Here is an 11,510-nt window from a genome sequence, read left to right as displayed (position 1 = left end):
TTCTGATCCGTCGAACCGCCGCGAACTTCCGCTGAATCCGCTTCGGTACCGGCAGCGGGGTCGGGGAACCCGCGTGGCAGACTGTGGGTCCCACACGCACCCTCCGCCATCCAACGCTCATGGACCTCCCGTCTCCCCCCGGATTGTTCGATCGCTTCGTTACCCTGCGCGACGACCTCTCGCAGGCCATCGTCGGCCAGGCCGCGCTGGTGGAGCGCCTGCTGATCGCCTTGTTGGCGGACGGTCACCTGCTGGTCGAGGGCGCCCCGGGACTGGCGAAGACCACCGCGATCCGCGCGCTGGCGTCGCGGTTGCATGCGGACTTCGCCCGCGTGCAGTTCACCCCGGATCTGCTGCCGGCGGACCTGACGGGGACGGAAGTGTGGCGGCCGCAGGAGGCGCGCTTCGAATTCCAGGCCGGGCCGATCTTCCATCCCCTCCTGCTGGCCGATGAGATCAACCGCGCGCCCGCGAAGGTGCAGTCCGCGCTGCTTGAGGCGATGGGCGAGCGCCAGGTGACCGTGGGTCGGCACACGTACCCGCTGCCGGCCCTGTTCCTGGTGATGGCGACCCAGAACCCGATCGAGCAGGAGGGCACCTTCCCGTTGCCGGAGGCGCAGCTTGACCGGTTCCTGATGCACGTGAAGATCGGATATCCCGAGGCCGCGGCCGAAGCGGAAATCCTGCGCTTGGCGCGTGACCGGGCGCGTGAGCAGATGCAGTCGGTGCACGCGGCGGTCGAGCGCATGCCGCTGGATGATGTCTTCCAAGCGCGCGCGCAGGTACTCGACCTGCATCTGGCGCCGGCGCTCGAGCGCTATCTGATCGAACTGGTGCTCGCCTCGCGCGACGCCTCCCGCTACGACGCTACGCTGGCGCGGCGCATCGCCTGGGGCGCGAGTCCCCGCGGTTCCATCGCGCTCGAACGGTGCGCGCGCGCGCGCGCGTGGTTGTCGGGTCGCGACTACGTCACGCCCGACGACATCCGTGCGATCGCACCGGACGTGCTGCGTCATCGCGTGCTGCCGAGCTACGAGGCGACCGCGGAGGGCTGGGACGGCGATCGCCTGGTGAAGGCGTTGCTCGACGCGGTTCCGTTGCCCTGAGCCCGGGATTCCACTCGCGCGTGTCCTGCCGATGAACGAAGGCATCCTGCCCACCCTGGCCGAGTTGATCGCGCTGCGTGCGAGCGCGCAGCGTCGCCCGCCCGCCCGGCGGGGCCGGCATTCGGTGAGTGGCCCGTCGGCCTCGCCGATGCGGGGTCGTGGCATGGAGTATGCGGAGTCGCGCGAGTATGTCGCGGGCGACGACGTGCGCCACATCGACTGGCGCTTGACCGCGCGCAGCGGCCGTACCCACACCAAGCTGTTCCAGGCCGAACGCGAACGGCTGACGCTGATCGTGGCCGATACCTCGCCGCTGCTCTATTTCGGTACGCGAACACGCTTCAAGTCCGTGCAGGCGGCGCGCGCTGGCGCAGTCGCGGCGTGGCAGGCTGCGCGCGACGGGGATCGCCTCGCCATCCTCCGCGGCAGCCTGGCGGAAGCGCCCGTTCCGCCGGCGTCCGGCACGCGCGGTGCGCTGCGCGTGCTCGATGCGTTGGTGCGCTGGTATGCCGCGCCGCCGCCCGATGATCTCGGGCTCGCCTTCGCGCTGGACCACGCCGCACGGCTGCTGCGGCCCGGCTCACGGTTACTGGTGCTGGCCGATCCGCACAGCCTGGCGTCCATTCCGGAATCGCGCTGGCCTGCGCTGGCCGCTCACCACGATGTCGTCGTCCTGTTGCTGACCGATCCGCTCGAAACGGCGCCGCCTTCCCGGCGCCTGCCGTTCGTCGTGGGCCACCAGCGCGTGGAGCTCGACCTGGCCAGCCCGTCGCAACGCGAGGCTTGGCGCATGGAGTTCCAGCAGCCTCTGGAGCGCGCGCTGGATCGCCTGCCTGCACGTGGCGTCCAGGTGCGCACGCTGTCGACCGATGCACCCAGCGACGCCTGGCTGGCGGCGCTGGGCCGCGCCCAGCCGCAGGTGGCATGACCATGGGATTGGCAACGCTGGTGCTGCGTGATGTCCATGTACCGGCTTCGCCGCCGTGGTGGCCGCTGGCGCCGGGATGGTGGCTGGTCGCGGGCGTCGTCGCCTTGCTGGTGGCGGGTGTTGTTGCATGGCGTTGGCATCGACGTCGCACGCGGCAGGCTTGGCTGCGCTGGTTCGACGCCGCGATCGCAGGCGGCTCGCCCGCAGAGCAGGTCGCCGCCATGTCCGAGCGGCTGCGCCGGGCCGCACGACGGTGTGATCCGTCTGCCGATCGCCTGCAGGGTGATGCGTGGCTGGCGTTCCTCGACGGTACGCAGGGCCGTGCGTTTTCGCAGGGGCCGGGTCGCCTGCTGCTCGAGGGGGGCTTCCGTCGCGAGGTGGCGCCTGCGGAACTGTCGGCCGCGACGGACGTGGCGCGCAAGCGATTCCTCGATTTGATGGCGGGCCGGCGATGAGCGCGTCTCTGCCGGTGCTGCAGTGGCTGCAGGATGGGTACGCGGGCTTCGCGTGGCCGTGGCTGTGGCTGGCGTTTCCGTTGCCGTGGCTGGTGCGCTGGCTGCTGCCGGCGCGGCAGACCCAGACCGATGGGCTGAAGGTGCCGTACGGGCCCGCGGTGCAGGCGATCGCCCGGCAGGGAGGGCGTGGTCTGCCAAAGCGCGCGGCTGCGCTGGCGTGGCTGGCGTGGTTCCTGCTGTGCGCCGCCGCTGCACGACCCCAGCAGTTCGGCGACGCCGTGACGCCCCCGGTGAGTGGACGCGACCTGATGCTCGCGGTCGATTTGTCCGGCAGCATGACCGAGCCGGACATGGAGCTGGGCGGCGCCGTCGTCGATCGCCTGACGGCTGCCAAGGCCGTGCTTGCGGATTTCCTCGATCGACGCGACGGCGACCGCGTCGGCCTGCTGGTCTTCGGCCAGCGGGCGTATGCCATGACGCCGCTGACGCGCGACCTGCAGACGGTGCGCGACCAATTGCGCGATGCCGTCGCGGGCCTCGCCGGTCGCGAAACCGCCATCGGCGATGCCATCGCACTCGCCGTGCGCCGCCTGCGCACGCAGCAGGATGGCCAGCGCGTGCTGATCCTGCTCACCGACGGCGTCAACTCCGCCGGCGTGCTGACGCCCGCCAAAGCCGCGGAACTGGCAAAGGAAGAGCGCGTGCGCATCCATACCATCGCCTTTGGTGGCGATGGCGGCATCAGCGTGTTCGGCATCCCCTTGCCGATGCCGGCGAGTTCGGCCGAGGCCATCGATGAAGCCACCCTGCGCGATGTCGCCTCGCAGACCGGCGGGCGCTTCTTCCGCGCGCGCGATACGCGCGAGCTGGCAGGCATCTACGCCGAACTGGACCGGCTGGAGCCGGTGGAGCAGCCGGGCAGGGCGGTGCGCCCACGCATCGAGCGCTACGCGTGGCCGCTCGCCGCGGCGTTGCTGGTGTCGCTGCTCGCGTTCGTGCTGCCGCGGAGGCATGCATGAGCATGGACTGGACGGCGTTGCACTTCCTCCGTCCCCACTGGTTGTGGGCACTGACGGCATTGCCCGTGTTGATGTGGGCCTGGCGCGTGCAGCGACAGCGCCGCAGTGCATGGCGGGGGCATGTCGATGCGCACCTCCTGCCGCACCTGCTGGTGCAGGGCAGCGTGCGGGTACGCGCTGGCCTGGCGGTGGCAAGCATCGCCTACGTACTGGCGGTACTGGCGCTGGCGGGCCCGAGTTGGCGCCAGGTCGACCAACCCCTCTGGCAGGTGCAGCGGCCTCTGGTGGTCGTGCTCGATCTTTCCAGCCGTACCACCGCGAGCGATCTGCCGCCATCGCGAGTGTTGCAGGCGCGGGCAAAGCTCGGACAGATCCTGGCTGCGCGCGCGGGAAGCCCCGTCGCGCTGGTCGCCTATGCCGACGACGCGTTCACCGTAGCGCCGCTGACCGACGACGTGGCCAACATCGGCCTGTTCCTCGACGACCTGTCGCCGGACATCATGCCGGTGGATGGGCAGCGCACCGACCGTGGCATCGCGTGGGCCGCCCGCTTGATGACGCAGGCGGATGTCCGGGGCGGCGACATCCTGGTGCTTACCGATCGCGCGGACGCAGAAGCGACGGCCGCCGCCGCCGCCGCGCACGCGCAGGGCCACACCGTCTCCGTACTGGGATTGGGCACGGCATCCGGCGCCGCCTACCGCGGCGGCGACGGTGTGATCGGGCGCGCGGCGCTGGATGCGACATCGCTGCGTCGCCTCGCCCGCGATGGCGGCGGTCGTTACGCGACGCTCACCACCGACGAGGCCGACATCGCCGCGCTGGCACTGCGGTCCCCGCGCATGGCGGAGCAAGGCGGCGCGTCGTCCGGCGTCGGCAAGGCGTGGCGTGACGAAGGCTACTGGTTGCTGGTTCCGCTGATGGCGCTCGCGTTGCTGGGGTTCCGCCGCGGCGCGCCCCTGGTCTTGTTGGGTGCGTTGTGGCTGCCGATGGCGCAACCCGCATCGGCCGCCGGCCTGGACTGGTGGCAGCGCAGCGACCAGGCCGAACACGCGCGCCTGGTGCACGGCGCCGACGCCTATCGGAAAGGCGATTACGTCGCCGCTGAAAAGGCGTTCAGCGGCATCTCCTCGGCGGAGGGTTGGTACAACCTCGGCAATGCGTTGGCGAAGCAGCAACGGTACGACGACGCCATCGCCGCCTACGATCGTGCGCTGCGCGCGAGGCCGGGCATGCCCGATGCGGTGGCGAACCGGGCCGCGGTCGATGCGGCCCGCAAGCGCCCGCCGTCCCCTCGAGACAACGACGGGAAGTCTGGGCAGCAGGGTGCGGGCCAGCAGGGCTCCCAAGGATCGCAAGGCCCGGCCAACGCAGGTGCGGATGCGCCCGACAAGCCCTCGCGCTCTTCCTCTTCGGGGGCGACGTCGACGCAGCAAGCAAAGGCGCCACCGGCTGGACGCCCCTCTTCCGAAGCACCTCCCGCATCGCCTCCCGATGCCGCCACGCAGTCCGCCGCTGATGCGGCACAACGCGAGCGCATGCGCCAGGCGATGTCGCAAGCGGCGGCACAGCGCGCCGGACCGCCCGGTGGGGACACGCCCGCCGCGCAGGTCGAATCCGCGGAAGCGCGCGAACGCCGGCAAGCGGTCGACGCATGGTTGAAACGCGTGCCGGACGAACCCGGCTCGCTGCTGAAGGCGAAGTTCCGGCTCGAACAGGAACGCCGCCAGAGAGAAGGACGATGAGATACCGGGCGTGGTTGTGGATGTGCCTGTTGGTGGCGTGGCCGCTGTCCTCGCTGGCGGCCACGCGCGCGTGGCTGGAACAGTCGCAAGTGGCGTTGGGGCAAACGGTGACCTTGAACGTGGAGACCGATGCGGTGTCCGCCACGCCGGACCTGACGCCACTGATGCGCGACTTCAACGTGGAAGGCCAGTCGGACAGTCGCAGCGTGCGCTGGGTGAACGGACGCATGGGCAGCAGCACCACCTTCGCGCTCACCCTGCGACCGCGCCGCGCGGGCTCGCTCGCGATTCCCGCCCTTCAGGTGGGCAACGACCGTACCGCACCGCTGGTGCTGGAGGTGACGGCTACGCCGACCGCGAGTGCCGCCGCCAACGGGCTGGTGTTCGTCGAAACCGAGATCGACGACGCGGATCCCTACGTGCAGCAGTCGGTCGGCATCACGGTGCGGCTGTTCTACGCCACGCCGCTGTCCGGCGAGCTGGATCTCGATCCTCCCGACGGCGCCCTGCTGCAACGCGTGGGCGAGATCGTGCAATCCAGCCGCGAGATCGATGGGCGGCGCTACAGCACGGCCGAGCGCAGGTACTTGCTCGTGCCCGAGCGCAGCGGCCCCCTGACCCTGCCTGGCGCGCGCTTTCGCGGAAGGACGGCGGGCGGCTGGATGGACGACCTGTTCGGCGGCAGCGGCCGCGACGTCAACATCACAGGATCGCCGCGCACGCTGCAGGTACGGCCGCAACCTGCCACCGCGCCGCAACCCTGGCTGCCCGTGCGCGACGTGCGCCTGCGCTATACCGCGGTGCCCGAGCAGCTGCGCGCCGGCGAGGCCGCGACGCTGGCGATCGAAGCCACGGTCGTCGGCGCCACGCAGGCGCAGCTGCCGGAATTCCCCGCACCGGCGGTGCCGGGCGCACAGGTCCTTGCCGAGCCGCCGCAGTACGACGAGACCTTCGTCGGTGGAACGCCGCAGGTGAAGCTGACGCGGCGCTACTCCCTCGTCCCGGCCCGGCCCGGTGCGCTCGCCGTGCCGGGAATGGCGATGGCGTGGTGGGACGTGCGCGCGGGAACGGCGAAGCGCGCGACGCTTCCCGACCTGACCCTGCCGGTTGCCGCGGGAATCGCGCCGGCCGCAGCAGGCAACCCTGCTCTGGCCTCGCAGGGCGGGGAAGAAGGGGGGCTGGTCGCCACCGGTGGTGAACGGCGCATGCCCCCGCATCTGTGGCCATGGCTGGCTGCCGGCTTCGCGCTGCTGTGGCTCGCGACGCTGGTATGGGCACTGTCGCGTCGCCAGCCGGGTGCGCGCGTCGTGCGCGAGTTCCCCGCCGCGCCACTGGACCTGCCCCACGCAGCGGCTTCGCGCGCCACCCACACCGCCGCCGACTTGAAGCGCGTGCTCGACGCCGGCGATCTGGACGACATCGAACACGTGCTCTGTGGCATGGCGCATCCCGTCGCGGGCGACCTCGACGAGCTGCAGCGTCGCCTCGTCGCACCGGCGCAGCGGAACGCGGTGGATCTGCTGCGGCGTGCCCGCTGGGCGGGGGGCGATGCCGCGCAGGCGCGTGCCGCATTGCGCGAAGCGTTCCGCGGAGGTCCGCAGTGGTCTGCGCCGCTCATGCGCGCGGAGGAAGAGCCGTTGCCGCCCCTGTATCCAAGATAGGGGACATCGTGCCCATGTTCGTCATCGTCAGGAGAAGGGAGACGACTCACGCCGCCACGCCCGACGTTGCACACGAGGCGCGCCGGGGCCTTGCACCGGGTTTGCTAAGCTCCCGCCTTTGCCCCTGCAGGAACTGCCGATGACCGACGCTACGCCCGCCAAGCGCGCCAGACTCCCTCTGCACTGGAAGATGGCCATCGGCTTCGGCGTCGGCCTGATCGTCGGACTCATCGTGCATGCCACCGGCCAGGGCGATGCCGGCTGGGTGCAGGACGTGACGAAGTACGTCACCACGCCCTTCAGCAAGATCTTCCTCAACCTGATCTTCATGCTGATCGTGCCCTTGCTTTTCTCGGCCCTGGTCTGCGGTATCGCCGAGATGGGCGATATCCGCGCGCTGGGCCGGATCGGCTGGAAGACGCTCGCCTATACCATCGTGCTGTCGGCGGTCGCCGTGCTGCTGGGCCTGCTGCTGGTCAATGTGTTCAAGCCTGGCGTCGGCGTCGATCCTGCGCTGGCGCAGCAGCTGATCGCCGAGAACGCCGAGCGCACCAAGGAAATCGTCGCCAGCGTCGGCAGTCAGCCGACCGGCATGGACATGCTGCTGTCGATCGTGCCCGACAACGTGATCGGTGCGGCGTCGAGCAACGCGGCGATCCTGTCGCTGATGTTCTTCGCGGTGATGTTCGGCATTGGCCTGGTGCTGACCCCGTCGGAGAACACCGGCATCCTGAAGCGCGGCATCGAGGGTGTGTTCGAGATCTCGATGACGCTGATCGGCCTGGTGATCCGCCTCGCTCCGTACGCGGTGGCCTGCTTCATGTTCAACCTGGCCGCGATCTTCGGGTTCGACCTGCTGCTGAGGTTGGGGCAGTACGTGTTCGTGGTCGTGCTCGCGCTGGCACTACACCTGCTGGTCAGCTACTCCGTCGCATTGAAGCTCGCCGGCTACTCGCCGCTGAAGTTCTTCCGCGGCGCGCAGGAAGCGATGGTGATGGCGTTCTCCACCGCGTCGAGCAACGCCACCCTGCCCACCGCACTGCGCGTGGCCGACGAGAAACTGGGCCTGCCGCGCACGGTGTCGCGCTTCGTGCTGACCGTGGGCGCCACCGCCAACCAGAACGGCACCGCGCTGTTCGAGGGCGTGACGGTGATCTTCCTGGCCCAGTTCTTCGGCGTGGACCTGTCGCTGGGGCAGCAGTTCATGGTGATGCTGGTGTGCATCCTGGGCGGCATCGGCACGGCCGGCGTGCCCTCCGGTTCGCTGCCGGTGGTGGCGCTGATCTGCGCCATGGTGGGCGTCAATCCCATCGGCATCGGCTTGATCCTGGGCGTGAACCACTTCCTCGACATGTGCCGCACCACGCTGAACGTCACCGGCGACCTGACCCTGGCCTCGCTGGTGGCCAAGGGCGAGCGCGCCGACGTGAAACTGCCGGGGCAGCCGGGCTAACACCCCGGAAAGCACGCTGCAACCGCGACAGGGCGGGCAGGGGGTGGGACAATGAGCGGCCCGCAGCCCGCCGGGCGCCGCCCCCTGTTCCGACTCCCCATGACGACGCCCACCCGCCGCCAGCTCGCCAACGCCATCCGTTTCCTCGCCGCCGACGCGGTGCAGGCCGCCAACTCCGGTCACCCCGGCATGCCCATGGGCATGGCCGACATCGCCGAAGTACTGTGGAACGACTACTACCGCCACAGCCCGTCGAACCCGCACTGGTTCAACCGCGACCGTTTCGTGCTGTCCAACGGCCACGGCTCGATGCTGCACTACGCGCTGCTGCACCTGGCCGGTTACGACCTGCCGCTGCAGGAACTCAAGAACTTCCGCCAACTGCACAGCAAGACCGCCGGCCACCCGGAGCGCCACGAAACGCCGGGCGTGGAAACCACCACCGGTCCGCTCGGCCAGGGCTTCGCCAACGCGGTCGGTTTCGCGCTGGCCGAGAAGCTGCTCGCGCAGCGCTTCAACCGCGAAGGCCACGACCTCATCGATCACCGCACCTTCGTCTTCATGGGCGACGGCTGCCTGATGGAAGGCGTGTCGCATGAAGCCGCTTCGCTCGCCGGCACCTGGGGCCTGGGCAAGCTGGTCTGCTTCTGGGACGACAACAAGATTTCCATCGACGGCAACACCGATGGCTGGTTCACCGACGACACGCCGGCCCGCTTCGAAGCCTATGGCTGGCAGGTCGTGCGCAACGTCAACGGCCATGACCCGGTCGAGATCAAGACCGCGATCGATACCGCGCTGAAGGCCACCGACAAGCCCACGCTGATCTGCTGCCGCACCACGATCGGTTTCGGTTCGCCGAACAAGGCCGGCAAGGAATCCAGTCACGGCGCACCGCTGGGCAAGGACGAGCTGGAAGCCACGCGCGTCGCGCTGGAATGGCCGTACGGTCCGTTCGAGGTTCCGGCAGATATTTACGCAGGCTGGAACAAGGTCGAGGCCGGCAGGGCGCTGGAAGCCGACTGGAACGCCCTGCTCGACGCCTATACCGCGCAGTACCCGGAGCAGGCCGCCGAACTCAAGCGCCGTGCCTCGGGCGAACTGCCCGCCGACTTCGTCGCCCAGGCCGATGCCTACATCGCCAAGGTGCAGGCCGAGGGCCCGGTGATCGCCTCGCGCAAGGCTTCGCAGAACGCCATCGAAGCGTTCGCGCCGCTGCTGCCGGAACTGGTCGGCGGCTCGGCCGATCTGGCGCACTCCAACCTCACGCTGTGGAAGGCCAGCAAGTCGGTCTCCACCACCGATCCGAACGCCAACTACGTGTACTACGGCGTGCGCGAGTTCGGCATGACCGCGATCGCGAACGGCCTGGCGCTGCACGGCGGCTTCGTGCCGTTCGACGCCACCTTCCTGGTGTTCAGCGACTACGCGCGCAACGGCGTGCGCATGAGCGCGCTGATCCCGGCGCACGCCATCCACGTGTACACGCACGACTCCATCGGCCTGGGCGAAGACGGCCCCACGCACCAGCCGGTGGAGCACTTGGCCTCGCTGCGCTACATCCCGAACAACGACGTGTGGCGTCCGTGCGACGCGGTGGAATCGGCAGTGGCGTGGAAGCAGGCCATCGTCCGCCAGGACGGCCCGAGCTGCCTGGTGTTCTCGCGCCAGAACCTGCCGCACCAGCCGCGCACCGAGGCGCAGGTGGGCGATATCGCGCGCGGCGGCTACGTGCTGGCCGATGCCGATGGCACGCCGGACGTCATCCTGATAGCAACCGGTTCTGAAGTCGGCCTGGCCACGCAGGCCAAGGCCATGCTGGATGCGCAGGGCATCAAGACGCGCGTGGTGTCGATGCCGTCGACCGACGTGTTCGATCGCCAAGACGCGGCTTACCGCGAGGCCGTGCTGCCCAAGGCCGTGCGCAAGCGCGTCGCCGTCGAAGCCGCGATCAGCGATTTCTGGGGCAAGTACGTGGGTCTGGATGGTGCGGTCATCGGCATGACCACGTTCGGCGCCTCCGCGCCGGCCGACGCGCTGTACAAGCACTTCGGCATCACCGCGGACGCAGTGGTCGAGGCGGCGAAGTCGCTCTGAGCGGGACGTACCGCAAGACCGAGAAAAGCCGGGCATTGCCCGGCTTTTCTTTTGGACCCAATGAAAAGTTCAGGCAAGACGATATTGCTTCAACGTCGCTTTCCGATGCCGGTGTTGCTACCCGTATATCCATTAAAAGCCGTCGTCGCTTCGTTTCTGTGGGCCTGTGCTGGCTGCTGGACTGAAGGGCCCCACTCCTGTTGCCACCGCATCGGAATGACTTCGCGGGCAGATTGCGTCGTGTCACAACCTGGGCCGCTGCCCAGTGTGACTTCATCGCATACAAGTGCGTTGCAGCGGGCTCCCGCGTTTTGCGGCAAGGCGGATTTCCAATTCCTGATGCGCGGTGATAGGTTTGGCGGGAAGCCCATGCGATGGAACGCCATGATGATGCCACCTCTGCGAAGTGCACATTTCCGCCGTGTCGCATCACTGCTTCTAGCGACTGTTACCGTGATTTCTGCCGGTTGCGCCACCTCATCCGAGACATCCGTACTTGCCAAGGAGATAGCTGCCATGGCCGCGTCAGACACCAGCCCTGCGACTGAGAGTCCAGCACTTTCTGCCGAAGAAATCGGCAGGCGGTTCCTGAAGCTGATCGAGGGCTTAGAGTCACGGGAAGATCTGAATCTTGAGCGCGTCCAGAGAGTGTTGGGCGTCCCGCTGAAGCGCTTTGATGGCACGCCAGAATACCTGTACGGGTATAGCCAGCCATTAGGTGAAGGGTGGTACTTCAGCCTCGACTACATCGCCGGTTCGCCTTCCTTGCTCCGTGGAATGAGCTTGGCGTTCGGGAAGCCAGGTGAGCGTTTTCCCGATTTCCCTGCTTTCGCGTGCAACTTGGATTTCGAGGATTACCACAATGCGTTGCTAGCGGTGGGTTTTCGTGATGCTCCGATCTACGGAGAGATTGGTGAGTTGCGGAGCTGGCGCTATTACAAGGGCGATATCACGCTTTCGATCATTCCGCAAAACGTGGTAGCAGGAACGCCGGGCAGACTGTGCGTCAAGTCCATCGGTACATTGAACTGACGCAGGAGCAAGAG

9 protein-coding genes are annotated in these 11,510 nt (G+C 68.6%); all 9 read left to right on the top strand.

From position 1 onward, the window contains the following. Positions 1-119 precede the first annotated feature (119 nt). The 9 genes from ACSQ19_RS04240 to ACSQ19_RS04200 all read left to right on the top strand — a co-directional run bounded on the left by ACSQ19_RS04240 (position 120) and on the right by ACSQ19_RS04200 (position 11,496). Positions 120-1,106, top strand: a complete 987-nt coding sequence (locus ACSQ19_RS04240; protein WP_436000245.1) for an AAA family ATPase — start codon at positions 120-122, stop codon at positions 1,104-1,106. 31 nt (positions 1,107-1,137) lie between these two features. Next, positions 1,138-2,034, top strand: coding sequence for a DUF58 domain-containing protein (locus tag ACSQ19_RS04235; protein ID WP_436000243.1), 897 nt, complete (start codon positions 1,138-1,140; stop codon positions 2,032-2,034). A gap of 2 nt (positions 2,035-2,036) precedes the next feature. Further along, positions 2,037-2,489, top strand: coding sequence for a DUF4381 domain-containing protein (locus ACSQ19_RS04230; protein WP_436001095.1), 453 nt, complete (start codon positions 2,037-2,039; stop codon positions 2,487-2,489). Further along, positions 2,486-3,508 carry a vWA domain-containing protein gene (locus ACSQ19_RS04225; protein WP_296278557.1) on the top strand — a complete coding sequence of 341 codons (1,023 nt, stop codon included), beginning with the start codon at positions 2,486-2,488 and terminating at the stop codon, positions 3,506-3,508. The genes ACSQ19_RS04230 and ACSQ19_RS04225 overlap by 4 nt, the downstream gene beginning before the upstream one ends. Then, the gene (locus tag ACSQ19_RS04220) at positions 3,505-5,253 is read left to right on the top strand and encodes a VWA domain-containing protein (protein ID WP_436000240.1); all 1,749 of its coding nucleotides are present in this window, start codon (positions 3,505-3,507) and stop codon (positions 5,251-5,253) included. The genes ACSQ19_RS04225 and ACSQ19_RS04220 overlap by 4 nt, the downstream gene beginning before the upstream one ends. Beyond that, positions 5,250-6,914 carry a BatD family protein gene (locus ACSQ19_RS04215; RefSeq protein WP_436000238.1) on the top strand — a complete coding sequence of 555 codons (1,665 nt, stop codon included), beginning with the start codon at positions 5,250-5,252 and terminating at the stop codon, positions 6,912-6,914. The genes ACSQ19_RS04220 and ACSQ19_RS04215 overlap by 4 nt, the downstream gene beginning before the upstream one ends. Before the next feature lie 139 nt (positions 6,915-7,053). Then, positions 7,054-8,367, top strand: a complete 1,314-nt coding sequence (locus ACSQ19_RS04210) for a dicarboxylate/amino acid:cation symporter (RefSeq protein ID WP_436000236.1) — start codon at positions 7,054-7,056, stop codon at positions 8,365-8,367. 99 nt (positions 8,368-8,466) lie between these two features. Further along, positions 8,467-10,464 carry a transketolase gene (tkt, locus tag ACSQ19_RS04205; RefSeq protein ID WP_436000234.1) on the top strand — a complete coding sequence of 666 codons (1,998 nt, stop codon included), beginning with the start codon at positions 8,467-8,469 and terminating at the stop codon, positions 10,462-10,464. Between the two features lie 516 nt (positions 10,465-10,980). Beyond that, a complete protein-coding gene (locus ACSQ19_RS04200) occupies positions 10,981-11,496 on the top strand; it encodes a hypothetical protein (RefSeq protein ID WP_436000232.1) in 516 nt (171 codons plus the stop codon). Positions 11,497-11,510 lie beyond the last annotated feature (14 nt).

This window comes from Pseudoxanthomonas sp. LjRoot127 (assembly GCF_964253495.1).
Taxonomy (GTDB): Bacteria; Pseudomonadota; Gammaproteobacteria; order Xanthomonadales; family Xanthomonadaceae; genus Pseudoxanthomonas_A.
This window is presented reverse-complemented; position numbering and strand designations above follow the sequence as displayed.

Bases quoted from the DNA above. Each gene is read 5' to 3' on its own strand.
- ACSQ19_RS04240 (WP_436000245.1), top strand. From the start codon at position 120: ATGGACCTCCCGTCTCCCCCCGGATTGTTCGATCGCTTCGTTACCCTG.
- ACSQ19_RS04235 (WP_436000243.1), top strand. From the start codon at position 1,138: ATGAACGAAGGCATCCTGCCCACCCTGGCCGAGTTGATCGCGCTGCGT.
- ACSQ19_RS04230 (WP_436001095.1), top strand. From the start codon at position 2,037: ATGGGATTGGCAACGCTGGTGCTGCGTGATGTCCATGTACCGGCTTCG.
- ACSQ19_RS04225 (WP_296278557.1), top strand. From the start codon at position 2,486: ATGAGCGCGTCTCTGCCGGTGCTGCAGTGGCTGCAGGATGGGTACGCG.
- ACSQ19_RS04220 (WP_436000240.1), top strand. From the start codon at position 3,505: ATGAGCATGGACTGGACGGCGTTGCACTTCCTCCGTCCCCACTGGTTG.
- ACSQ19_RS04215 (WP_436000238.1), top strand. From the start codon at position 5,250: ATGAGATACCGGGCGTGGTTGTGGATGTGCCTGTTGGTGGCGTGGCCG.
- ACSQ19_RS04210 (WP_436000236.1), top strand. From the start codon at position 7,054: ATGACCGACGCTACGCCCGCCAAGCGCGCCAGACTCCCTCTGCACTGG.
- tkt (WP_436000234.1), top strand. From the start codon at position 8,467: ATGACGACGCCCACCCGCCGCCAGCTCGCCAACGCCATCCGTTTCCTC.
- ACSQ19_RS04200 (WP_436000232.1), top strand. From the start codon at position 10,981: ATGGCCGCGTCAGACACCAGCCCTGCGACTGAGAGTCCAGCACTTTCT.